This is a genomic window from Pseudomonas sp. NPDC099000, assembly GCF_044759925.1.
Lineage (GTDB): Bacteria > Pseudomonadota > Gammaproteobacteria > Pseudomonadales > Pseudomonadaceae > Aquipseudomonas.
In genome coordinates, this window is sequence record NZ_JBIWAF010000001.1 from 400023 (window position 1) to 425501 (window position 25479).

General features: G+C 60.8%; 15 protein-coding genes and 1 pseudogene. 12 read left to right on the forward strand and 4 right to left on the reverse strand.

Annotated features, from left to right (window positions below):
• Positions 1-64 precede the first annotated feature (64 nt).
• The 9 genes and pseudogenes from ACIQV9_RS01955 (at position 65) to ACIQV9_RS01995 (ending at position 15400) form a co-directional block, all read left to right on the forward strand.
• Positions 65-1624: an S-type pyocin domain-containing protein gene (locus ACIQV9_RS01955; protein WP_403097421.1), complete on the forward strand. Its 1560-nt coding sequence runs from the start codon at positions 65-67 to the stop codon at positions 1622-1624.
• A gap of 56 nt (positions 1625-1680) precedes the next feature.
• A pseudogene (locus ACIQV9_RS01960) lies at positions 1681-2123 on the forward strand (polyketide cyclase).
• Positions 2124-2354: 231 nt separating this feature from the next.
• Positions 2355-2855: a thiol peroxidase gene (tpx, locus tag ACIQV9_RS01965; RefSeq protein WP_403097423.1), complete on the forward strand. Its 501-nt coding sequence runs from the start codon at positions 2355-2357 to the stop codon at positions 2853-2855.
• Between the two features lie 180 nt (positions 2856-3035).
• Positions 3036-4352 (forward strand): MdtA/MuxA family multidrug efflux RND transporter periplasmic adaptor subunit, encoded by a 1317-nt coding sequence (locus tag ACIQV9_RS01970; RefSeq protein ID WP_403097426.1) that lies wholly within the window; start codon positions 3036-3038, stop codon positions 4350-4352.
• The gene (locus ACIQV9_RS01975; protein ID WP_403097429.1) at positions 4349-7453 is read left to right on the forward strand and encodes an MdtB/MuxB family multidrug efflux RND transporter permease subunit; all 3105 of its coding nucleotides are present in this window, start codon (positions 4349-4351) and stop codon (positions 7451-7453) included. The genes ACIQV9_RS01970 and ACIQV9_RS01975 overlap by 4 nt, the downstream gene beginning before the upstream one ends.
• On the forward strand, positions 7450-10557 hold the full coding sequence (locus ACIQV9_RS01980) for an efflux RND transporter permease subunit (RefSeq protein WP_403097431.1): 3108 nt from the start codon (positions 7450-7452) through the stop codon (positions 10555-10557). Before ACIQV9_RS01975 ends, ACIQV9_RS01980 begins: the two co-directional genes overlap by 4 nt.
• Positions 10554-12035, forward strand: coding sequence for an efflux transporter outer membrane subunit (locus ACIQV9_RS01985; RefSeq protein ID WP_403097434.1), 1482 nt, complete (start codon positions 10554-10556; stop codon positions 12033-12035). Before ACIQV9_RS01980 ends, ACIQV9_RS01985 begins: the two co-directional genes overlap by 4 nt.
• A gap of 337 nt (positions 12036-12372) precedes the next feature.
• Positions 12373-14454: a putative bifunctional diguanylate cyclase/phosphodiesterase gene (locus ACIQV9_RS01990; RefSeq protein ID WP_403097437.1), complete on the forward strand. Its 2082-nt coding sequence runs from the start codon at positions 12373-12375 to the stop codon at positions 14452-14454.
• 199 nt (positions 14455-14653) lie between these two features.
• A complete protein-coding gene (locus ACIQV9_RS01995; protein ID WP_403097439.1) occupies positions 14654-15400 on the forward strand; it encodes an SDR family oxidoreductase in 747 nt (248 codons plus the stop codon).
• Positions 15401-15518: 118 nt separating this feature from the next.
• Here ACIQV9_RS01995 and mapR read toward each other — a convergent pair whose 3' ends face one another.
• From mapR to ACIQV9_RS02010, 3 genes are all read right to left on the reverse strand, one after another.
• Positions 15519-16928, reverse strand: coding sequence for a GntR family transcriptional regulator MpaR (mapR, locus tag ACIQV9_RS02000; protein ID WP_403097441.1), 1410 nt, complete (start codon positions 16926-16928; stop codon positions 15519-15521).
• Between the two features lie 129 nt (positions 16929-17057).
• The gene (ccoG, locus tag ACIQV9_RS02005; RefSeq protein WP_403097444.1) at positions 17058-18485 is read right to left on the reverse strand and encodes a cytochrome c oxidase accessory protein CcoG; all 1428 of its coding nucleotides are present in this window, start codon (positions 18483-18485) and stop codon (positions 17058-17060) included.
• 196 nt (positions 18486-18681) lie between these two features.
• Positions 18682-18915, reverse strand: coding sequence for a DUF3203 family protein (locus tag ACIQV9_RS02010; protein ID WP_403097446.1), 234 nt, complete (start codon positions 18913-18915; stop codon positions 18682-18684).
• Positions 18916-19039: 124 nt separating this feature from the next.
• Between ACIQV9_RS02010 and ACIQV9_RS02015 the strand changes: the two genes are divergently transcribed.
• The gene (locus tag ACIQV9_RS02015) at positions 19040-19552 is read left to right on the forward strand and encodes an MgtC/SapB family protein (protein WP_403097449.1); all 513 of its coding nucleotides are present in this window, start codon (positions 19040-19042) and stop codon (positions 19550-19552) included.
• Here the strand turns inward: ACIQV9_RS02015 and ACIQV9_RS02020 are convergent.
• Positions 19549-19722, reverse strand: coding sequence for a hypothetical protein (locus tag ACIQV9_RS02020; protein WP_403097453.1), 174 nt, complete (start codon positions 19720-19722; stop codon positions 19549-19551). The genes ACIQV9_RS02015 and ACIQV9_RS02020 overlap by 4 nt on opposite strands.
• Positions 19723-19929: 207 nt before the next feature.
• On the opposite strand from ACIQV9_RS02020, the gene ACIQV9_RS02025 reads away from it, so the two are divergent.
• Both ACIQV9_RS02025 and treS read left to right on the forward strand, forming a co-directional pair.
• A complete protein-coding gene (locus ACIQV9_RS02025) occupies positions 19930-21927 on the forward strand; it encodes an alpha-1,4-glucan--maltose-1-phosphate maltosyltransferase (RefSeq protein WP_403097457.1) in 1998 nt (665 codons plus the stop codon).
• 209 nt (positions 21928-22136) lie between these two features.
• The gene (gene treS, locus ACIQV9_RS02030; protein ID WP_403097462.1) at positions 22137-25478 is read left to right on the forward strand and encodes a maltose alpha-D-glucosyltransferase; all 3342 of its coding nucleotides are present in this window, start codon (positions 22137-22139) and stop codon (positions 25476-25478) included.
• Position 25479: the final 1 nt, after the last annotated feature.

The window sequence follows — 25479 nt, forward strand, 5'->3', positions numbered from 1 at the left end:
GACGACTGAGCGATGCCGTCGTCCAGCAGGCGTTATGTGTCAGTGACACAAGGAAGAACCGAAGATGGAACTCAAAGCAACACTCAAGGATTACACCGAGCCAGAATTCCAGGCGTTGGTGAACAGAATATGGGCTGTCGATTTGCCTAAAGTGGACCACGATCGACTCATCAACCACTTCGACCGGATCGTCGGCCACCCCAAAGGTGCAGACCTGTTGTTCTATCCTGCTGAGGACGACTACAACGGCCACACCACAGGCTCGGTCGTGTACTACGTCGAAGACTGGCACCACAAGCGTGGGCAGCCTGCATTCAAGGGCGAAGGCATCCCCATGCCGAGCTCCAATGCCCATTGGCCGTCCACTCCGATGACGTTTGCCCAAGTGACGCAACTGCGCATCGCTCAAAGTCTGGCAGCGGCACAAAAAGTCTTCGTAGACGTGGCAACTTCCCAGAATGATGTCGAGCCAGCGTTAAGCCTTTTAGAGCGACGTATCAAGCATCTGCGCAGCCAACAGAGCGCTGAGGTGGACATCCGTGGGCGTGAGGCGGACATCCGTAGTCTCGAAATCGCTGAATTTGATACACGTCTGGTGGTCAGGCGCTACGAGTTCTGGGAAATGAGGCTCAAGTTCAAAAGGGACGCTGCCCAACGCGATTTGACTTATGGCCGCGCCGAGCAAGCACAGTGGCAAAACATCGCCCAGTTGATCACTGCCACTGAGTCTAGTTATCTGGCGACGTTGAGCGTCGTCAGGCAGCGCCTGAATCACCTGCAAATCGAGGCTGAAACGTTACTGATCAATGCGCAAACCCAACTGGTACGCCAACGCTATCTGGGAGGAGTGGGTCCCGTTCAGACCCCGGGCCTTTTGTTGGCGTCACTGGGCCACGTCAATTCGCGTCCCGGCGTCTGGATCGATGGGGCGCTTTCGCAGCCAATGGAAACTTACCGGGTCGCTCTGCAAAAATCGGTGCGTTCTGCGGTGGCAGAATTTACCTGGCAGATCACCTCCGGTACCGAAGCCCATCAGGGTCAATACGCGGCGGTTCTACGAATGGAATTTTCAAGTCGCGCCGAGGTTGGCAGGTATGCGGTGTGTGTGCCTTTGCACGAGTTCCAGCCCATCGAGGGGCATGATTGGCACGACCTTGCAGCAAATACGGCAGATGTGGATATTGCTTTCAGGATGATCAGCGGTACCTACGATGTTCCCGCAGGGACGATGTCTCAAGGCGTGAGATTGATAAGCACGCTGTTACAGGTGGCCATAACGCCAACGAATGGCAACACCTTGTCGTCCAAAGTGAGGGTGCGCCCCGCGGTCTGGAAGGACTCGATGCAAGCGTACTGTTTCACCGCCGATGGAGCGGCCCCGGTCACTGTCAGCTGGCGCGCACCTGCGGCGCTTGAAACCACACCGGACCAGGGGGCGACCACCGAGTATCGCCTGGGGTTCTTGCAATCTCCGCCTGTGCCTTTACTGGAGCCCTTTGACGGCAGGACCGAGATCAAATTCGATGACTACATCGTTGTCTTCCCGACAGGCTCCGGGGTGGACCCGCTTTACGTCATGTTCCGGGACAGACGTGAGTTTCCACTACCCGAAACCATAAATTGATGTGCCTGCCCGCTTGCCACTTCACCCTCCTGCCAAACAATGGAATGCCACTGCAAATGCCTGTGTTGCAAATTACTACGCTCATCCCCGGCCGGACACCGGCGCAAGTCCTCGATTACTGCCTGGAAGGCGTCAACTTTCCGAAGATCTTCCCGGGGCGGGTGACGCTATTAAGCAATATCGACTTAAGCAATCTTCGAATCGAAGCCGGGCGCCAGTTCCGTTTTCGACACTGGATGTTCAATTTCATACCTGCCGATTGGACCGTGGTGATCCGCGAGGTGGGCAAGCATCATTTCATTGATGAAATGCTCAAGGGGCCGATGGCTGCCTTTCGTCATGAACACCGGGTGGCGGCGGGAGAGGGCGGTACGCTGTACACCGACCATGTAACGTATTGGCTTTCGGTGGTGAATTAACGGGAGCGTTGCTGGTGAATGCAGATATGCGCCGGAGTTTCGAGGCGCGACACCACAATATGTTGCGGTTGCTGGCCTGACCCCGACCCGTAGGAGCGAGGCTTGCCCGCGAAGGGAACACCTCGTTGCGACAGACTGACCGCGTTATCGTTCTTCGCGGGCAAGCCTCGCTCCTACAAAGGATTTGGTTTGTATCCAATGTGTGCGACGAGACATCACAATTTGTATCCGGGCATAGGTCGTCGGACCATTTCGTGGTTAACTTCGGCCTCTTCAAAATTCTCCACAACAACGTCAGAAGGACTCCGTTCATGGCTCAAGTCACTCTTAAAGGCTCCCCGGTTCAAGTCAACGGCCAACTGCCACAAGCCGGTTCCAAGGCGCCAGCCTTTTCCCTGGTTGCCGGCAATCTGTCCGACGTGACCCTGGCGAGCTTCGCCGGCAAGCGCAAAGTGCTGAACATCTTCCCAAGCGTCGACACCCCGACCTGCGCCACTTCGGTACGCAAGTTCAACGCCCAGGCCAACGACATCGCCAACACCGTGGTGCTGTGCATCTCCGCTGACCTGCCGTTCGCTCAAGCACGCTTCTGCGGCGCCGAAGGCCTGGACAACGTACAAAACCTGTCGACCCTGCGCGGTGCAGAGTTCATCCAGAACTACGGCGTTGCCATCGCTGACGGCCCGCTCAAAGGCCTGACCGCCCGTGCCGTCGTGGTACTGGACGAAAACGACAACGTGCTGCACAGCGAACTGGTCAAGGAAATCGCTGAAGAGCCGAACTACGAAGCGGCACTTGCTGTTCTGAAATAAGCTTACTTTTTACAATTGTTAACGGCCTGGCCCTGTCCAGGCCGTTTTCATTTGTGATTCAGTGTCTTGGCCAAACATCCTGTTACGTAAGCCGAAGGTAAATTGCCGGTAAAGGCGCTTTGCTTAATACCCACCAGTGCTTATCGTTCAGCCTCCTGTAGAAAGAAGCTCACGCGCCCAATGGTTGATCATTCCATGCAATCCTCCGCTTCCCGTAAACCTCGTCGCTGGCTGCTCGGCCTGCTTGTGCTGTTGGTCATCGCTGGCCTGTGCTGGAAATTCTGGCCCGCCGGCACTGCCAATAAGGACGGAGCTGCGCCGAAAGCCGTGGCCGGCCACACCGGCAAGTCGGGGGGGATGCGTCCGGGCTTCGGCGGGGCGACCGGGCCGATCCCGGTGCGCGTGGCGCCGGCGGTCAAGGGTGATTTTCCGCTGTACTACAAGGCGCTGGGCACCGTCACCGCGCTGAACACCATCAATGTGCGCAGTCGGGTTGGCGGCGAACTGATGAAGATCTCCTTCGAAGAAGGGCAGATGGTCAAGGCCGGCGACCTGCTGGCTGAAATCGATCCGCGTCCTTACCAGAACGCCTTGCTCCAGGCTGAAGGCACGCTCCTGCAGAACCAGGCACAACTGAAAAATGCGCAGGTCGATGTCGAGCGTTATCGCGGCCTGTTCAAGGAAGACAGTATCGCCAAGCAAACCCTGGACACCGCCGAAGCACTGGTCGGTCAGTACCAGGGCACGGTCAAGACCAATCAGGCGGCGGTCAACGACGCCAAGCTCAATCTCGAATTCACCAGGATCCGCGCCCCGATTGCCGGGCGTGTGGGCCTGCGGCAGCTGGACGTCGGCAACCTGGTGGCGGCCAACGACACCACGGCGCTGGCGATCATTACCCAGACCCAACCGATCAGCGTCGCCTTCACCTTGCCGGAAAACAGCCTCGACGTCGTCCTGGCGCGCTACCGCACGGGCGCCAAACTGCCGGCCGAAGCCTGGGACCGTGGCGACACCAAGTTGCAAGCCACCGGCGTGTTGCAGAGCCTGGACAACCAGATCGACGTGACCACCGGCACCCTGAAGTTCAAGGCGCGCTACGAGAACCGTGATCAGGCGCTGTTCCCCAACCAGTTCGTCAACGTCCACCTGCTGGCCGACACCCTCAAGGATGTGGTGCTCGCACCTTCGGCGGCGATTCAGTTCGGCACCAACGGCACCTTCGTCTACGCCCTGGACGGTGACAAAAAGGTCACGATCCGTCCGTTGAAAGTCGGCGCCAGTGACGGTGAAAACACCGTGATCACTGAAGGCCTGGTCCCAGGAGATCGCGTGGTCCTCGAAGGCACCGACCGCCTGAAGGAAGGCAGCGAAGTGGAAGTGGTCAACGACACCCAGGACGTACCGACCACCCCGACCGGCCACCTGCAAGGCAAATCGGCGGCCAGCTCGACTGAGCCGGCGACCACCGACAAGGCGAAAAAGGGCGGCGCATGAACATCTCGCGGCTGTTCATCCTTCGCCCGGTCGCCACCACGCTGAGCATGCTGGCCATTATCCTGGCCGGCGTGATTGCTTATCGGCTGCTGCCGGTGTCGGCATTGCCTCAGGTGGATTACCCGACCATCCGCGTCATGACGCTGTATCCCGGCGCCAGCCCGGATGTCATGACCAGCGCCGTGACCGCGCCGCTGGAGCGTCAGTTCGGGCAGATGCCCGGCCTGACCCAGATGGCGTCGACCAGTTCCGGCGGCGCTTCGGTGCTGACCCTGCGTTTCAGCCTCGACATCAACATGGACGTCGCCGAGCAGCAGGTCCAAGCCGCGATCAACGCAGCGACCAATCTGCTGCCCAAGGACCTGCCGGCGCCGCCGGTGTACAACAAGGTCAACCCGGCGGACACCCCGGTGCTGACCCTGGCCATCACCTCCAAAACCATGCTGTTGCCCAAGCTCAACGACCTGGTCGATACGCGCATGGCGCAGAAAATCGCCCAGATCAGCGGCGTTGGCATGGTCAGCATTGCCGGCGGCCAGCGTCAGGCGGTGCGGATCAAGGTCAACCCGGAGGCCTTGGCGGCCAATGGCTTGAACCTGTCGGATGTGCGCACCCTGATTGGCGCGTCCAACGTCAACCAGCCCAAGGGCAACTTCGACGGTCCGACCCGGGTGTCGATGCTCGACGCCAACGATCAACTGACCTCGCCCAAGGACTACGCCAACCTGATCCTGGCCTACGCCAACGGCGCGCCGCTGCGCCTCAAGGACGTGGCCGAGATTGTCGACGGCGCCGAGAACGAACGCCTGGCGGCATGGGCCAATGAAAACCAGGCGGTGCTGCTGAACATTCAGCGTCAGCCCGGCGCCAACGTTATCGAAGTGGTTGACCGGATCAAAGCCCTGCTGCCGAGCATCACCGACAACCTGCCGGCCGGCCTCGACGTCACGGTCCTCACCGACCGCACCCAGACCATCCGCGCTTCGGTCACCGACGTGCAGCACGAATTGCTGATCGCCATCGCGCTGGTGGTCATGGTCACCTTCCTGTTCCTGCGTCGGGCCAGTGCCACGATCATTCCGTCGGTGGCCGTGCCGCTGTCGCTGATCGGCACCTTCGGCGTGATGTACCTCGCCGGTTTTTCGGTCAACAACCTGACCTTGATGGCCCTGACCATCGCCACCGGTTTCGTGGTGGACGATGCAATCGTCATGCTGGAGAACATCTCCCGGTTTATCGAAGAAGGGGACAGCCCCCTGAATGCCGCGCTCAAGGGCGCCAAGCAGATCGGCTTCACCCTGATTTCCCTGACCCTGTCGTTGATTGCGGTGCTGATTCCGCTGCTGTTCATGGCCGACGTGGTGGGGCGCTTGTTCCGCGAGTTCGCCATCACCCTGGCGGTGGCGATCCTGATTTCCCTGGTCGTGTCCCTGACCCTGACGCCGATGATGTGCGCGCGGTTGCTCAAGCGTGAGCCCAAGGAAGAAGAACAGGGCCGTTTCTACCGGGCCAGCGGTGCAACAATTGATTGGATGATCGCGGCTTACGGGCGCAAGTTAAAGTGGGTTCTCAAGCATCAACCGCTGACCTTGATGGTGGCGATCGGCACGTTGGCGCTGACGGTGTTCCTGTATATGGTCGTGCCCAAGGGCTTTTTCCCGGTACAGGACACGGGCGTTATCCAGGGCATTTCCGAGGCGCCTCAGTCGATTTCCTTTGCGGCGATGAGCGAGCGGCAGCAGGAACTGGCCAAGGTCATCCTGGCCGATCCGGCGGTGGAAAGCCTGTCGTCCTACATCGGTGTCGACGGTGACAACTCGACGCTGAACAGCGGCCGGCTACTGATCAACCTCAAGTCCCACAGCAACCGCGACTTGAGCGCCACCGAGGTGATCGCCCGGCTGCAACCGGAACTGGACAAGCTGGTCGGCATTCGCCTGTTCATGCAACCGGTGCAGGACCTGACCATCGAAGACCGCGTCAGCCGCACGCAATACCAGTTCAGCATGTCGTCGCCGGATTCCGAGCTGCTCAGTCTGTGGAGCGGTCGTCTGGTAGACGCACTGGCGCAACGGCCGGAGTTGACCGACGTCGCCAGCGATTTGCAGGACAAAGGCTTGCAGGTTTATCTGGTGATCGACCGCGATGCAGCGTCGCGGGTCGGTGTGTCGGTGTCGAACATCACCGATGCGCTGTACGACGCCTTCGGTCAGCGGCAGATTTCCACCATCTACACCCAGGCCAGCCAGTACCGCGTGGTGCTGCAATCGCAGTCCGGCGAGAAGATCGGCCCGGACGCGTTGAACCAGATTCACGTCAAGACCACCGACGGCGGGCAAGTGCGCCTGTCCAGCCTGGCGCACATCGAGGAGCGTCAAGCGCAACTGGCGATCACGCACATCGGCCAGTTCCCGGCGGTGATGATGTCGTTCAACCTCGCGCCCGGCGTGGCGCTGGGGCATGCGGTGGAGATCATCGAACAGGTGCAGCAAGACATCGGTATGCCGATTGGCGTGCAGACCCAGTTCCAGGGCGCCGCCGAAGCATTCCAGGCGTCGTTGTCGAGCACCTTGCTGCTGATTCTGGCGGCGGTGGTGACCATGTACATCGTGCTCGGCGTGCTCTACGAGAGCTACATCCACCCGATCACCATTCTCTCGACCTTGCCCTCGGCGGCGGTCGGCGCCTTGCTGGCCTTGCTGTTGAGCGGCAATGACCTGGGGATGATCGCGATCATCGGCATCATTTTGCTGATCGGCATCGTGAAAAAGAACGCGATCATGATGATCGACTTCGCCCTCGACGCCGAGCGCAATCAGGGCATGGACCCGGAAACGGCGATTTATCAAGCGGCGCTGCTGCGTTTTCGACCGATTCTGATGACCACGCTGGCGGCATTGTTTGGCGCGGTGCCATTGATGCTGGCCACCGGTTCCGGCGCGGAATTGCGCCAGCCGTTGGGCCTGGTGATGGTCGGCGGTCTGCTGTTGAGCCAGGTGCTGACGCTGTTCACCACGCCTGTGATCTATCTGTATTTCGACCGCCTTGGTCGGCGCTGGGGTCGCAAGTCTGAAGCCGCGGAAGCGGTAGAGCAGCCATGAATCTGTCCGGACCTTTCATCAAGCGCCCGGTCGCGACCATGCTGCTGAGCCTGGCGATCATGCTGCTGGGCGGCGTGAGCTTCGGCCTGCTGCCGGTGTCGCCGTTGCCGCAGATGGATTTCCCGGTGATCGTGGTCCAGGCCAGCCTGCCGGGTGCGAGCCCTGAAGTGATGGCCTCGACCGTGGCCACGCCGCTGGAGCGCTCCTTCGGCGCCATCGCCGGCGTCAATACCATGAGCAGCCGCTCCAGCCAGGGCTCGACCCGGGTGATTTTGCAGTTCGACCTGGATCGCGACATCAATGGCGCGGCCCGGGAAGTGCAGGCAGCGATCAACGCCTCGCGCAACCTGCTGCCGAGCGGGATGCGCAGCATGCCGACCTACAAGAAGGTCAACCCGTCGCAGGCGCCGATCATGGTGCTGTCGCTAACCTCCGACGTGCTGGAAAAAGGCCAGCTCTACGATTTGGCCTCGACGATCCTGTCCCAGAGCCTGTCCCAGGTGCAGGGCGTCGGTGAGGTGCAAATTGGCGGCAGCTCGTTGCCGGCGGTGCGCATCGAACTCGAACCCCAAGCGCTCAACCAGTACGGCGTGGCCTTGGACGATGTGCGCAACACCATCGCCAACGCTAACGTGCGCCGGCCCAAGGGCTCGGTCGAAGACGGCCAGCGGTTGTGGCAGGTGCAGGCCAACGATCAACTGGAAAAAGCCAAGGATTACGAGTCGCTGATCATCCACTACGCGGACGGCGCGGCGTTGCGCCTGAAAGACGTGGCCAAGGTCAGCGATGGGGTCGAGGACCGTTACAACAGCGGTTTCTTCAACAACGACGCGGCGGTGCTGCTGGTGATCAACCGCCAGGCCGGTGCGAACATCATCGAGACGGTCAACGAGATCAAGGCGCAGCTGCCGGCGTTGCAGGCGGTGCTGCCGGCCAGCGTCAAGCTGAACCTGGCGATGGACCGTTCGCCGGTGATCAAGGCGACGTTGCACGAAGCGGAAATGACCCTGCTGATCGCCGTGGCGCTGGTGATTCTGGTGGTGTTCCTGTTTCTCGGTAATTTCCGCGCCTCGTTGATTCCGACCCTGGCCGTGCCGGTGTCGCTGGTCGGCACCTTTGCGGTGATGTACCTCTACGGTTTTTCCCTCAACAACCTGTCGCTGATGGCGCTGATCCTGGCCACCGGGCTGGTGGTGGACGACGCCATCGTGGTGCTCGAGAACATTTCCCGGCACATCGATGAAGGCGTGCCGCCGATGAAGGCCGCCTACCTCGGAGCTGAGGAGGTAGGCTTCACGTTACTGTCGATGAACGTCTCGCTGGTGGCGGTGTTCCTGTCGATCCTGTTTATGGGCGGGATTGTCGAAAGCCTGTTCCGTGAGTTTTCCATCACATTGGCGGCGTCCATCGTGGTCTCGCTGGTGGTCTCGCTGACGCTGACACCGATGCTCTGCGCCCGGTGGCTCAAGCCGCACACACCGGGGCAGGAAAACCGTTTGCAGCGCTGGAGTCAGCGGGCCAACGAGTGGATGGTCGGCAAATACGCGACCAGCCTCGACTGGGTGCTGCGTCACCGTCGGTTGACCTTGCTCAGCCTGTTCGTGACAGTCGGCGTTAACATCGCGCTGTATGTCGTTGTTCCTAAAACCTTTATGCCGCAGCAGGACACCGGTCAACTGATCGGTTTCGTGCGCGGCGACGACGGGCTGTCGTTCAGCGTCATGCAGCCGAAAATGGAAATCTTCCGCCGTGCCGTGCTCAAGGACGAGGCGGTGCAAAGCGTTGCCGGTTTCATCGGCGGCACCAACGGCACCAACAACGCCTTCATGCTGGTGCGGTTGAAGCCGATCAAGGAACGCAACATTTCCGCGCAGAAAGTCATCGAACGGTTGCGCAAGGAGATGCCTAAAGTCGCTGGCGCGCAATTGATGCTGATGGCCGATCAGGACCTGCAATTCGGTGGCGGTCGTGAACAGACTACCTCGCAGTATTCCTACATCCTGCAAAGCGGCGACCTGGGCGATTTGCGCGAGTGGTACCCGAAAGTCGTCACCGCGTTAAAGGCGTTGCCGGAGCTGACGGCGATCGATGCGCGTGAAGGGCGCGGTGCGCAACAGGTGACCCTGATCGTCGATCGCGATCAGGCCAAACGCCTGGGCGTCGACATGGACATGGTCACTTCGGTGCTGAACAACGCCTACAGCCAGCGGCAGATCTCGACGATTTACGACAGCCTCAACCAGTACCAGGTGGTGATGGAGGTCAATCCGAAATACGCCCAGGACCCGATTACCCTCAAGCAGGTGCAGGTGATTACCGCCGACGGCGCGCGGATTCCGCTGTCGACCATTGCCCATTACGAAAACAGCCTGGAAGACGACCGGGTCAGCCACGAAGGCCAGTTCGCCTCCGAAAGCCTGTCTTTCGACATGGCTGACGGGGTGACGGTGGAGCAGGGCACGGCGGCGATCGAGCGGGCCATCGCCAAGGTCGGTCTGCCGGAAAGCGTGATTGCGAAAATGGCCGGCACCGCAGATGCCTTCGCCGCCACCCAGAAGAGCCAGCCGTGGATGATTCTCGGCGCGCTGGTGGCGGTGTATCTGGTGCTGGGTGTGCTGTATGAAAGCTACATCCATCCGCTGACCATTTTGTCGACGTTGCCATCGGCCGGGGTCGGCGCGTTGCTGTCGATCTACGCGCTGGGCGGTGAGTTCAGCCTGATTTCATTGCTCGGGTTATTCCTGCTCATCGGCGTGGTGAAGAAAAACGCCATTCTGATGATCGATCTGGCGCTGCAACTGGAGCGCCGTCAAGGCCTGGCGCCGCTGGAGTCGATTCGTAGCGCCTGTCTGCAACGTCTGCGGCCGATTCTGATGACCACCCTGGCGGCGATCCTCGGCGCGTTGCCGTTGCTGCTGAGCCGTGCCGAAGGCGCGGAAATGCGTCAGCCGCTAGGCCTGACCATCATCGGCGGGCTGATTTTCAGCCAAGTGCTGACCCTTTACACCACCCCGGTGGTTTACCTCTATCTCGACAAACTGCGCCATCGCTTCAACAAGTGGCGTGGCGTGCGTACCGATGCCGCTCTGGAAACTCCGCTATGACTGACCGTTCGCTTATCAATCTGGCCACGCCGCTGGCAGCCGCCCGGGGCTCGCGTTTGTTGAGCTTGGCGCTGTGCGTGGCGATGCTCAGCGCTTGCGCTGTCGGCCCGGACTACCAGCGCCCGCCAGCCGCCGCGCCGGTGCAATACAAAGAAGCGGCCGGCTGGCGTCAGGCCAGCCCGAGTGATGCCCTGGCCCGCGGCGCCTGGTGGGAGTTGTATGGCGATCAGCAACTCAATGGCCTGATCGAAAAACTCAACAGTTCCAACCAGACCGTCGCCCAGTCCGAAGCCCAGTACCGTCAGGCCCAGGCCTTGGTACGCAGTGCCCGGGGCGCGTTTTTTCCGACGGTGGATCTGACCGTCGGGAAAAACCGCTCCAGCCAGGGCACCGGCAGCAGCAGTTCGAGCCTGACCAGTTCTTCCAGCGGTATTCGCGACACCTACACGGCGCAGGCCGGCGTCAGTTGGGAAGCGGACATCTGGGGTAAATTGCGTCGGGGCCTGGAAGCCGACACCGCCAACGCCGAGGCCAGTTTTGCCGATCTGGCGGCGATGCGCCTCAGCCAGCAATCGGAACTGGTGCAGAACTACCTGCAATTGCGGGTGATCGACGAGCAGAAACGCTTGCTGGAAGCGACCGTCGAGGCCTATCAGCGCTCGCTGAAAATGACCGAAAACCAGTACCGCGCCGGCGTCTCCGGCAAGGACGCGGTGGCCCAGGCGCAGACGCAGCTCAAAAGCACCCAGGCGGACATGGTCGATTTGATCTGGCAGCGCGCCCAGTTCGAGAATGCCATCGCGGTATTGATCGGCCTGCCACCTGCGGAGTTCAGCCTGGCCGAAACCAAGACCATCCCGGCGTTGCCCGAAATACCGTTGGCCCTGCCTTCGCAGCTGCTTGAGCGCCGTCCGGACATCGCTGCCGCCGAGCGTTCGGTGATGGCGGCCAACGCCAACATCGGCGTGGCCAAGGCCGCCTACTACCCGGATCTGACCCTGAGCCTGAACGGCGGTTATAGCAGCAGCACCTATGCCAACTGGATCAGCGTGCCGAACCGCTTCTGGTCGGTGGGGCCACAACTGGCCATGACCCTGTTTGATGGCGGCCAGCGTTCGGCCGAGGTCGATCGCAGTGAAGCGGCCTACGACGAAACCGTCGCCAAGTACCGCCAGACCGTGCTCGATGGGTTCCGCGAGGTGGAAAACTACCTGGTGCAGCTCAAGGTGCTGGAAGACGAAGCCGGCGTGCGCCAGGAAGCACTGGATGCGGCACGCGAATCCCTTCGGTTGACGCAGAACCAATACAAGGCCGGGGTGATTGCCTACTTGGGTGTGGTGGTGGTCCAGGCTACCGCGTTGAGTAACGAGCGTAGTGTGTTGAGCCTGTTGCAGAGCCGCTTGATTGCCAGTGTGCAGCTGATTGCGGCGTTGGGCGGTGGGTGGGATGGGGCGCTCCAGGTGAGCGAAAACAGATAGCGCGGCCCCTGTAGCAGCTGCCGAGCCTGCGTTGTGGCGAGGGGGCTTGCCCCCGTTGGGGCGCGAAGCGGCCCTCGCTATGGTTCAAAAACACCGAGTCGTCTGTATGCACGATCGCTTCGCGCTCGAACGGGGGCAAGCCCCCTCGCCACAACGCAGGCTCGACAGCTGCTACCGTCGAGTTCGTAAGCCTGCCGGAGTGTCAAACAAGCGTTTCATCGGTTTGATGGCCATCTGATTACTTTTGTCAGTGCGTTCTTTTGCGCAATCAGTACAATCGCCCGATTTGCCCTCCCGAGAACGGAAGCAGTACGGCGGGGCGATTGCGAGAAGTCACATGCTCATTGGTAGCTATTCACCCACACTCGTTATCATTTCGCTCTGTGTAGCGATTCTCGCCTCCTATACCGCGCTCGACCTGACCGAACGCATTGCCACCGCCAAAGGCCGTGCCGTGTTTCTATGGACGGCGGGCGGCGCCTTTGCCATGGGCGTCGGCGTGTGGTCGATGCACTTTATCGGCATGCTCGCGTTCACATTGCCCATCGACCTGGGTTACGACCTCATCCTCACGTCCCTGTCGCTGCTGACCGCGATCCTGTCCTGCGGTTTTGCCCTCTGGCTGGTCAGTCAGCCACGGCTGCCGACCTGGCAACTGGGGTTCGGCGCATTGATCATGGGCACCGGGATCAGTGCCATGCATTACACCGGCATGGCCGCCATGCGCATGCAGCCGGGCATCGATTACGATCCGGCGCTGTTTGGTGCGTCGCTGCTCATTGCCGTCGGTGCTTCCGGCGCCGCGTTATGGATCGCCTTCCGCCTGCGTCAGCACACGCCGTATGTGGGTCTGCTTCGCGCCGGTGCGGCGGTGATCATGGGCCTCGCCATCGTCGGCATGCACTACACCGGCATGGCTGCGGCGCGATTCCCCGACGGCAGTTTCTGTGGCGCCGCCATCAGCGGCTTGAACGGCAAAGGCCTCGACAACCTGGTGCTGATCACCACGCTCGCAGTGTTGAGCATCGCCTTGCTCACCTCGGTGCTCGATGCGCGTCTTGAAGCCCGCACCGCTGACCTTGCGCGCTCGCTGACGGAAGCCAACCGCGAGCTGACCCAACTGGCCCTGCACGACACCCTGACCGGTTTGCCCAATCGCATGTTGCTGGCCGATCGCATCGAGCAGGCCATGTCCAAGGTTCAGGAGCAGGGCGGTTGTTTCGCGCTGATGTTCATCGACCTCGACGGCTTCAAACCGGTCAATGATGCCTTCGGTCACCACATGGGCGATCAGTTGTTGCGCGAGGTCGGTTTGCGCCTGCGCGAGGACATGCGCAGTCAGGACACATTGGCGCGGATCGGCGGCGATGAATTCGTCCTGCTGGTGCGGCTCAGTGAGCCAAACGACGCGCTGAACGTGGCAGCGCGGCAGGTCGGCCTGATCGGCAGTTCGTTCCGGGTTGCCGAACATGACTTGCAGATTTCCGCCAGCCTCGGCATCGCGCTGTACCCGGGCAACGGCCAGACCGCCCAGGAACTGCTGATGAACGCCGACGCGGCGATGTACCACGCCAAGGGCGCCGGGAAAAACGGCTACAGCTTCTTCGACGCGTCGATGAACAGCAACGCGCGCAAACAGCTGCAATTGCTGCAGGACTTGCGCAATGCCCTCGATCAGCAGCAGTTCAGCCTCTATTACCAACCCAAGTTCGACGCCGGCAATGGTCGCGCGTTGGGTGCTGAAGCGTTGCTGCGCTGGGAGCATCCGACCCAGGGCATGCTGCTGCCGGACAGGTTCATCGACCTGGCGGAAAGGACCGGGCTGATCATTCCCATTGGTGAATGGGTGCTGAACGAAGCCTGCCGCCAGATGCACGAGTGGTACGTGCTCGGCTATACCGACTGGCGCATTGCGGTGAACCTCTCGGCGTTGCAGTTCTGCCATGCGGGCCTGGTCAAGAGCGTCTCCAAAGCTTTGGCCACGCATCAGCTGCCGGCCAATAGCCTGACCCTGGAAATCACCGAAACCACCGCTATGAGCGATGCCGATGCGAGCATGACGGTGCTTCAGGAACTCTCGGAAATGGGCGTCGACCTGTCCATCGATGACTTCGGCACCGGCTATTCGAGCTTGATGTACCTCAAGCGCTTGCCGGCCAACGAACTGAAGATCGACCGCGGTTTCGTCCGCGATCTGGAACACGACAGTGACGACGCCGCTATCGTGTCAGCCATCGTCGCCCTCGGTCAGGCGCTGGGCTTGCGCATCGTTGCCGAAGGCGTGGAAACCGGCGTCCAGCAAGACTTCCTGACCAAACTGGGTTGCGATTCGTTGCAGGGCTACCTGCTCGGGCACCCGCTGCCGGCGGATCGCTTCATGGCCGACATTGTTCGCGGGGAACGATTGGCGGTCGGCTAACGATCGCGCTAATCCCTGTAGCAGCTGCCGAGCCTGCTTTGTGGTGAGGGGGCTCCTGTGGCGAGGGGGCTCGACAGCTGCTACAGAGACTCCAATGCATACGACGTTGGTAGGATCAGTTGACGTGAGTCCATGCAAAACCGAGCAATGGCGGTTATTCTTGGCCCCGACTGCTTACGCGTGAAGGAGAAAAGTCAGCATGGACAAAGTCATTGTCATCACCGGCGGCGGCCGTGGTATCGGCGCTGCAACCGCGCTGTTGGCCGCCGGGCTGGGTTATCGGATCTGCATTAACTATCAATCCGACGAATCGGCTGCGCAAAGCGTGCTGGCACAAGTCCGGGCACTGGGCGCTCAAGCCATTGCCGTGCGCGCCGACGTCAGCATCGAAGACGAAGTAATCAGTCTGTTCCACCGGGTGGACACCGAGCTGGGTCGAGTCACCGCGCTGGTGAATAACGCCGGCACCGTGGGCCACAAGTCTCGCGTCGACGAAATGTCCGAGTTTCGCATTCTGAAAACCCTCAAGACCAACGTCCTGGCACCGATCCTCTGCGCCAAGCACGCGATCATGCGCATGTCGCCCAAGCATGGCGGGCAGGGCGGCAGCATCGTCAATGTATCCTCGGTGGCCTCGCGTTTGGGCTCACCCAACGAATACGTGGATTACGCGGCGTCAAAAGGCGCGCTGGACAGCTTCACCATCGGCCTGTCCAAGGAAGTGGCGGGCGAAGGCATTCGCGTCAACGCGGTGCGGCCAGGCTTTATTTACACCGACTTCCATGCGTTGAGCGGTGATCCGGATCGGGTCAGCAAACTGGAATCGGCGATTCCGATGGCCCGGGGCGGGCGACCGGATGAAGTGGCTGAGGCGATTATCTGGTTGCTGTCGGACAAGGCTTCTTATGCGACCGGGACTTTTGTTGACCTGGGCGGTGGCCGTTAACCGGCTCGTTCCCACGCTCCGCGTGGGAATGCCGCCACGGACGCTCCGCGTTCGGCTCTGGAGGTGACGCAGAGCGTCACGGGATGCATTCCCACGCAGAGCGTGGGAACGATCAGTGTCAGAATGACCTGACTATCCGCCCCAACGTCTCCATCGCCTTCTCCGAATCCTCGGTCCACGGGCTGCCATAATTCAACCGAATACAATTCCTGAACCGCTGCGTCGGTGAAAAGATCGGCCCCGGCGCGATGCTGATGCCTTGCGCCAACGCCATCTGAAATAACTTCAGCGAATCCATCTGGGGCGGCAGTTCCAGCCACAGGAAGTAGCCGCCGGCCGGTTGGCTGACACGGGTCTGTGCCGGGAAGTAGCGGGCGATGGCGGCGAGCATGGCGCTTTGCTGTTCTTCCAGGGCGTAGCGCAGTTTGCGCAGGTGGCGGTCGTAGCCGCCGTGTTGCAGGTAGTCGGCGATGGCGGCCTGGGCCGGCATCGAGGCGCACAGCGAGGTCATGAGTTTCAGGCGCTCGATCTTTTGCGCATAACGGCCGGCCGCGACCCAGCCGATGCGGTAGCCGGGGGCCAGGCTCTTGGCGAAAGAACCGCAATGCATCACCAGCCCTTCGGTATCAAACGCCTTGGCCGGTTTCGGCGCCTGTTGACCGTAATAGAGTTCGGCGTAGACGTCGTCCTCGATCAGCGGCACCTGATGGCTACGCAACAGTTCGACCAGCGCCTGCTTCTTGGCCTCGGGCATGGTCGCGCCCATCGGGTTCTGGAAACTGGTCATGCACCAGCAGGCCTTGATCGGGTGGCGTTCCAGGGTTTGCGCGAGCACGCCCAGGTCGATACCGTCGCGCGGGTGCACCGGGATCTCGACGGCTTTGAGTTTCAGCCGTTCCAGTATTTGCAGACAGGCATAGAACGCCGGCGCTTCAATGGCCACCAGGTCACCGGGTTCAGTGACCGCTTGCAGGCACAGGTTCAGGGCTTCCAGCGCGCCGTTGGTGATCAGCAGTTCTTCCATCGGCAGCATCAGCCCACCGACCATATAGCGCAGGGCAATCTGGCGCCGCAGTTGCGGGTTGCCCGGCGACATGTCGGTGACGACCATGCGCGGGTCCATGTCCCGGGCGGCGCTGGCGAGGGAGCGGGACAAGCGCTGCAACGGGAACAGGGTCGGGCTGGGGAAGGCCGAGCCGAAGGGCACGGTGGTCGGGTCCTTGATCGAGTCGAGGACCGAAAACACCAGTTCGCTGACGTCGACTTCGGTGGATTCATTGACCTGGCTACTGATCACCGGCTCCGAGAACGGGCTCGGTGCGTGCGCGTTGACGAAGTAGCCGGAGCGCGGCCGGGCGCGGATCAGGCCTCGGCGTTCCAGCAGGTAATAGGCCTGGAACACGGTGGACGGGCTGACCCCGTAAGTCTGGCTGGCATAGCGCACTGACGGCACGCGCTGGCCGGGGCCGAGGACGCCGGAGCGGATCAGTTCAGCGATGTCATCGGCGAATTTTTCGTAGCGTTTCATCGAGTGCCTGGATTGGGGTCATTCAGAAAAATCGAGGTGACTTCTTCGCGGGCAAGCACCGCTCCTACAGTCAACACCGTACCGTAGGAGCGAGGCTTGCCCGCGAATGGCGCACCGCAGTCTAAGGGATCAACGGTTCATCGGCGCAACAAACCGGCTTTTGGCCACGCTATAGATGTCCGGTTCATCACTGTCGGCAACTTTGAAACTGATCGTCTGCGAGCTGCTGCTCGGCCGTTCGGTGGTCATGGCCACCGACACCGGCACATCGACAATCTCACCCGGCGCCAGGCTCAGATCGGTCTTGCCTTGCAGCACGAAGCCTTCGCCATCTTCTAGGCTCAGCCGATAGTCCTGACGCAGCTGGGTCTTGTTGATGACCTTCAGGCTGTAGATGTTTTCGATTTGTCCCTGACTATTCTCACGGAACAGGCCACGGTCCTTGCTCACGTCCAGCGACACCATCGGCCGTTCAATCAAGGCGAGGGCGAGGGCGCCGATCATCACCAGCAACACCGCTGTGTAACCGATCAGCCGCGGCCGTAGCAGATGAGTCTTGCCACCTTGCAGTTCATGCTCCGAGGTATAGCTGATCAAGCCACGGGCATAGCCCATTTTGTCCATGATCGAATCGCAGGCGTCGATACACGCCGCGCACCCGATGCACTCCATCTGCAAGCCGTCGCGAATGTCGATCCCGGTCGGGCAGACCTGCACGCACAGCTGGCAATCGATGCAATCCCCCAGGCCTGCCTCGGCCGGTTTCACCTCACGTTTACGCGGACCACGATTTTCACCACGGGCCGCGTCGTAGGAAATGGTCAGGGTGTCCTTGTCGAACATCACGCTCTGGAACCGCGCATACGGGCACATGTGCATGCACACCGCTTCACGCAGCCAGCCGGCGTTGATGTAAGTCGCGCCGGTAAAAAACAGCACCCAGAACAGACTGACACCGCCCATCTGCAAGGTCAGCAGCTCTTCAGCCAGAGGTCGGATCGGCGTGAAGTAGCCAACGAACGTCAGCCCGGTGAGCAAGCTGATGGCCAGCCACAGGGTGTGCTTGGCCGAGCGCCGGATCAGTTTGTTCAGTCCCCACGGCGCAGCTTGCAGCTTGATCCGCTGGTTACGTTCGCCCTCGGTGATCTTCTCGCACCACATGAAGATCCAGGTCCAGGAACTCTGCGGGCAGGTGTAACCGCACCAGACCCTGCCGGCGAACACGGTGATCGCAAACAGGCCGAACGCGGCAATGATCAGCAGCGCCGAGAGCAGGATGAAATCCTGGGGCCAGAAGGTCGCACCGAAGATATGGAATTTGCTTTCGGAAAGGTCCCAGAGCACCGCCTGACGATCGCCCCAGTTCAGCCATACGGTGCCGAAGAACAGCAAAAACAATACGCCCGCGCCGCTCATGCGCAAGGTGCGGAACAGGCCGGTGAAGCTGCGGGTGTGGATCAGGTTGTCGCTGGACTTGGCCTTTATCTTTGGACGCAAAGGCTCGGTTTTTATAAATGAGGCAGGTTCTATGGTTCGGACGGGGATTCTTTCGCTCATGGTCTTTCGCTCATCAGCCTCCATCAGGCATGAGCACTATGACCAGCGATCTGTTTGCATAACAGACTCAGGTATTGCAATAAAAAGCGGATCAGATGGGGTTTGATCCGCTGCCTGCGACAACTTGATGCACCCCGTTACAGCGGGGCGCAGGCGCCTATGTCAGGCGCTTGCAAGGGTTGTTGATCCGGGTCAGTCAAATCACCGAATCACTGTCGGTGGCCTTCAAATGCCTACGACCGTCCACTGCGCCTGCTACGGTCAATGCATCGGCTTCTGCTTCGGTGATGTAAACGCGCTGGCCGTGAAGCTCCACCGCTGACATGGCTTTTTCCGAGTCGGTGATGATCGTGACGTCGGGGCACAGACGAATTTCTTCGCCGTTCTCGGTGATGAAAAAGCAGGTCTGGTTTTCGATGCGCACAGTCATGGAGGTGTCCTTTTTTTGCGGGTTCTAAACTGTTAGGGCGCATCCGACGGTCATCGTTCTGTGCAACCGATTAATGGTCGGCGCGGTCCATCCTCCCATAACGATCAATCACAAGGATTGCACCATGAACGCTTGGTGGCATGAGGTTTGGGTAACGCTGCAAGCAGAGTTCGCCGACATCGGCGATGCGTCGCAACTGACGCGTATAACCGTGAGATTACTGATGGCTGCGATCCTGGGCGGCATTCTCGGCTTCGAGCGCGAGCAAAAGGGCAAGGCCGCAGGCGTGCGCACGCACATGCTGGTGGCCCTCGGTGCCGCATTGTTTGTGCTGGTGCCGCAGATGTCCGGTTCCCAGGCCGATGCCATGAGCCGAGTGGTGCAAGGCGTGATCGCCGGGATCGGCTTCCTCTGCGCCGGCACCATCCTGAAAAACCAGGAGGGCGATGAAGGCCACGTCAAAGGCCTGACCACCGCCGCCGGGTTGTGGATGACGGCCGCCATAGGGGTCTCGGCCGGGTTGGGCCGGGAAGCGACGGCGGTGTTCAGTACGCTGCTGGCGTTGGCGATTTTCAGTGTGATGCCAAGCGTCTTGAAACTGCTCGACAGGGATAAAGACGAGCAGCAACGGCCTTAGCCATTATCAGGTGTCACGATCACCGGCGGCATGGTGCTCGGTGGCTCTTCTCTGGGTGGCGGTGTGGTGCCGGGCGGCTCTTGCTCAGGTACCGGTTCCGGCTCGGTCGGCGGAATGGTCGGGGTGTCGATGTTCGGATCGGGTGTTTCGGCCGGGATTGGAATACTCATCGTTGAAGCCTCCAGTGGCACATGGCGTAAGTCGTGCTTAAGTGAGTTGACCGTCGCGCAAGGGATTTGATTCCCGGCAAATGGGCGTGAACTTTTCGCCGCGCTTGTCGCTCGGAACCTAAGTGAGTTCATTTCGGGACCGACGGGTTTCGTGTGAAAGACGACCAGACACAAGAGCGTCCATGGGGCGTTAAGGAGAGATGCTCGATGACTGCTGAAAAACCGACAGAGCTGAACTACAACCCTCATATGCCATTGTCGCAGGCGCTGCTGCTGCCGCGTATCGCCATTGAAAACACCATGCCGACCCTGGATGGCGGGCAGTTCGCTGCCAAGGCCGTGGTGGGTCAGGACGTGGTGGTGACCAGCAAAGTGTTCGCCGACGGTCACGACAAACTGGCCGTGCGCATCCGCTGGCGTGCCGACGGTGACGAGGCCTGGCAGAGCGAGGCCATGACCGACCTCGGCAATAACGGCTGGCAAGGCCAGTTCCGCGTTGAAGATCAAGGCCGCTACGTCTTCTGTATCGAAGCCTGGATCGATCAATACGGCAGCTTTTTGTACGAGATCGAGAAGAAACACGTCGCCGGCGTGCCCATCAGCCTGGAATTGCAGGAAGGGCGCAACCAGGTGCAACAGGCGGCCGAACGAGCGGAAGGGCCGCTGAGCGAAGAACTGGCGGCGTTGCACCATGATCTGTCCGGTCTGCTCGAAACCGAGCAGGTCGCGCTGTTTCTGCACCAACGTAGCGCCGACCTGATGGCCCAGGCCGATCACCGCGCTTATTTGAGCCTCAGCCCTGAATTTCCGTTGGACGTCGAAAGGGAGCTGTCCCAGTTCGCCAGCTGGTATGAGTTGTTTCCGCGCTCGATCACCGACGATCCGGCCCGTCATGGCACGTTCAACGACGTGCACTCGCGGTTGGCGATGATTCAGGACATGGGTTTCGATGTGCTGTACTTCCCGCCGATCCATCCGATCGGTCGCAGCTACCGCAAAGGCCCGAACAATTCATTGAGCGCCGGCCCTGACGATCCGGGCAGCCCGTATGCCATTGGCAGCGAAGAGGGCGGGCACGAGGCGATTCATTCCGAACTCGGCACTCGCGAAGACTTCCGGCGGCTGGTTTCAGCGGCGGCGGATCACGGGCTGGAAATTGCCCTCGATTTCGCGATCCAGTGTTCTCAGGACCACCCGTGGCTCAAACAGCACCCGGGCTGGTTCAACTGGCGCCCGGACGGCACGATCAAATACGCCGAGAACCCGCCGAAGAAGTACCAGGACATCGTCAACGTCGATTTCTATGGCAGCGATGCAATTCCGAGCCTGTGGGTCGAGTTGCGGGACATCGTGGTCGGTTGGGTCGAGGAGGGCGTGAAGATCTTTCGCGTCGACAACCCTCACACCAAGCCGCTGCCGTTCTGGCAATGGCTGATCGCCGATGTGCGGGCGTTGTACCCCGAGGTGATCTTCCTCGCTGAGGCCTTTACCACGCCGGCCATGATGGCGCGGCTGGGCAAGGTCGGTTACTCCCAGAGCTACACCTACTTCACCTGGCGCAATACCAAGACGGAACTGGCGACCTATTTCACCGAGCTTAATGAGTCGCCGTGGCGCGAATGCTACCGGCCGAATTTCTTCGTCAATACGCCGGACATCAACCCGGCGTTTCTGCATGAATCCGGGCGCGCCGGATTTCTGATCCGTGCCGCGCTGGCGACCATGGGCTCCGGTCTGTGGGGAATGTATTCGGGCTTCGAACTCTGTGAAGCCGCGCCGGTGCCGGGCAAAGAGGAATACCTCAACTCCGAGAAGTACGAGATCCGTCCACGGGACTTTACCGCGCCCGGCAACATCATCGCCGAGATCGCCCAGCTCAACCGCATCCGCCGGCAAAACCCGGCGCTGCACACGCACCTGGGCCTGAAGGTCTACAACGCGTGGAACGACAACATTCTGTATTTCGGCAAACGCAGCGCGGATGGCAGCAACTTTATCCTGGTGGCCGTCAGCCTGGATCCGGATAACGTCCAGGAAGCGAATTTCGAATTGCCGCTGTGGGAAATGGGCTTGCCGGATGATGCCAGCACCCAGGGCGAAGACTTGATGAGCGGGCACCGATGGACCTGGCACGGCAAGTACCAGTTCATGCGGATCGACCCGGCGCATCAACCGTTTGGTATCTGGCGAATCTCTACTTCCTGAATGTGGTGAGGGGCTTCTGTGGCGAGGGGGCTTGCCCCCGTTGGGCCGCGAAGCGGTCCCAAAATACCCCAGACAATACATCCCTCCCGCCAGATCCATGTACACAGGTTTTGCGACTGCTTCGCAGCCGAGCGGGGGCAAGCCCCCTCGCCACAAAGAGCCAGCCTCGGCGACCTGGTTGGCTTTATTGAATTCAACAGGAGTTTCAAATGGCGAAGAAACCCAAGGCAGCCACCTTCATCAAGGACCCGCTCTGGTACAAGGACGCGGTGATCTACCAGGTTCACGTTAAGTCTTTCTTCGACTCCAACAACGACGGGATCGGCGACTTTCCCGGCCTTATCGCCAAACTCGATTACATTGCCGACCTCGGCGTCAACACCATCTGGCTCTTGCCTTTCTATCCGTCGCCACGGCGCGACGATGGCTACGACATTGCCGAATACCGTGGCGTCCATCCCGACTACGGCACCATGGCCGACGCCAAGCGTTTCATCTCCGAGGCCCACAAACGCGGCTTGCGGGTGATTACCGAGCTGGTCATCAACCACACCTCCGACCAGCACGCCTGGTTCCAGCGCTCGCGTAAAGCCAAACCCGGTTCGGCGGCGCGGGACTTCTACGTCTGGTCCGACGACGATCACAAATACGATGGCACCCGCATCATCTTTCTCGACACCGAGAAGTCCAACTGGACCTGGGACCCGGTCGCCGGCCAGTACTTCTGGCACCGGTTCTATTCGCATCAGCCGGACCTCAACTTCGACAACCCGCAAGTCATGAAAGCGGTGCTGTCGGTGATGCGCTACTGGCTTGACATGGGCATCGACGGCCTGCGCCTGGATGCGATTCCGTACCTGATCGAGCGCGACGGCACCAACAACGAAAACCTGCCCGAGACCCACGACGTCCTCAAGCAGATCCGTGCCGAGATCGACGCCAACTACCCGGACCGCATGCTGCTGGCCGAGGCCAATCAATGGCCGGAAGACACGCAGCTGTATTTCGGTGACACCGACAAAAAAGGCCTCAACGGCGACGAATGCCACATGGCCTTTCACTTCCCGTTGATGCCGCGCATGTACATGGCGCTGGCCCAGGAGGATCGCTTCCCGATCACCGACATCCTGCGCCAGACCCCGGAGATCCCGGCCAACTGTCAGTGGGCGATTTTCCTGCGCAACCACGATGAGTTGACCCTGGAAATGGTCACCGACAAGGAACGCGATTACCTGTGGAATTACTATGCGGCCGACCGTCGGGCGCGGATCAACCTCGGTATTCGCCGCCGCCTCGCACCGTTGATGGAGCGGGATCGCCGTCGCGTGGAGTTGCTCAACAGTCTGCTGCTGTCGATGCCGGGTACGCCGACGATGTATTACGGCGATGAAATCGGCATGGGCGACAACATCTACCTCGGCGACCGTGACGGCGTGCGCACGCCCATGCAGTGGTCGATCGACCGCAATGGCGGGTTCTCCCGCGCCGACCCGGCGAGTCTGGTGCTGCCGCCGATCATGGACCCGCAGTACGGTTACCTGTCGGTCAACGTCGAGACCCAGGCCGGCGACCCACACTCACTGCTGAACTGGACCCGACGCATGCTCGCCGTGCGCAAGCAGTCCAAGGCCTTCGGCCGTGGCACGCTGAAAATGCTCTCGCCGAGCAACCGGCGGATTCTGGCCTACACCCGTGAATACACCGGGCCGGATGGCAAATACGAAACCATCCTGTGTGTCGCCAACGTATCGCGCAGTGCGCAAGCGGCGGAACTGGACTTGTCCGCTTACGTCGGCATGGTGCCGGTGGAGATGCTCGGCGGTAACGCCTTTCCGCCAATCGGCCAGTTGAATTTCCTCCTGACGCTGGCGCCTTACGGCTTCTATTGGTTCGGACTCGCTGCGGAGAATCAAATGCCTAGTTGGCACGTAGAACCGGCGCAAAGCCTGCCGGACTTCACCACCCTGGTGCTGAAGAAACGCATGGAAGAACTGCTCGAAGCGCCGTCCCGCGGCACGCTGGAGCAGGGCATCCTGCCGAACTGGCTGCAAAACCGCCGCTGGTTCGCCGGCAAGGACGCGGCGATCGAGAAGGTCAACCTGGCCTACGGCGTGCGCTTCGGCGATGCGCAGCACCCGGTGCTTTTGAGTGAAATCGAAGTCACCAGCGGCGGCCAGACCAGCCGTTACCAGCTGCCGTTCGGCTTCATTGCCGATGATCAGGTCGGGCCGGCGTTGCCGCAGCAACTGGCGCTTTCTCGGGTGCGACGTGGCCCTCAGGTGGGGTTAATCACCGATGCGTTCAGCCTGGAAAACTTCATCCGCGCAGTGCTGCTCGGCATGCAGGAAAACACCGTGTTGCCTTCCGACGGCGGCGAGATTCGTTTCGAGCCGACCGCCGAACTGGCCAAGCTGGGCCTGACGGCCGAATCGGAAGTGCGCTACCTGTCCGCCGAGCAGTCCAACAGTTCGGTGGTGATCGGCAGCAGCCTGGTGCTGAAGCTGATCCGCAAGGTCGCCTCGGGTGTGCACCCGGAACTGGAAATGAGCGCGTACCTGACCAATGCCGGTTTCAGCAACATCTCACCGCTGCTGGGTTCGGTGGTTCGCCGCGATGCCAAGGGCGAAGACAATCTGCTGATGATTGCCCAAGGCTATTTGAGCAATCAGGGCGACGCCTGGGAGTGGACCCAGAACAACCTCGAACGGGCACTGCGTGACGAGCTGGCGGACGCCATGTCCGAGCAGGAGCAACACTACAACGCCCTCGGTGAACTGAAAGACTTCGCCGGCATGCTCGGCCAGCGGCTGGGTGAGATGCACCAGGTGCTGGCGGCCCCGACCGATGACCCTGATTTCGCGCCGCAGGTCACCACGCAGAAAGACGCCCTGGCCTCGGCCAAGGACGTCGCGGCGCAACTGGAGCACTCGCTGAAGTTGCTCAAGCAACATCAAAGTGAACTGAACCCGGCGGACAAAGCGCTGGTCACTCGTTTACTGGACAACAAAAAAGCCATCCTCAGTCATGTCCAGGACCTGGGCAAAAAAGCCGTCGGTGGCTTGCGCATTCGCGTCCATGGCGACTTGCACCTGGGTCAGGTGCTGGTGATCAAGGGCGACGCTTACCTGATCGACTTCGAGGGTGAGCCGGCACGGCCGCTCAGCGAGCGACGTGGCAAGCACAGCCCCTATAAAGATGTCAGCGGCGTATTGCGCTCCTTCGATTACGCCGCGGCGATGGCGATCAACGTGCACAACGTCGACAACACCGCCGAGGCCCAAGCGGCACGGCAACGGGTAGCCGACCGATATCTGAATGAAGCAAAACAGGCATTTGTCGACGCTTATCGGCTGGCGGCAGCTAGTCTTGCTCATGCGTGGCAAGATCCGGAAGGCGAGGACGCCGCGTTGGCGTTGTTCGGGCTGGAGAAGGCGGCGTATGAGGTGGCCTATGAGGCTGAAAATCGCCCCACATGGCTGCCGGTGCCATTGCACGGTTTGTATGGATTATTGAGTGGGCTTAAACCCTTTTCCGATCTTGGTGGAGAGTAGT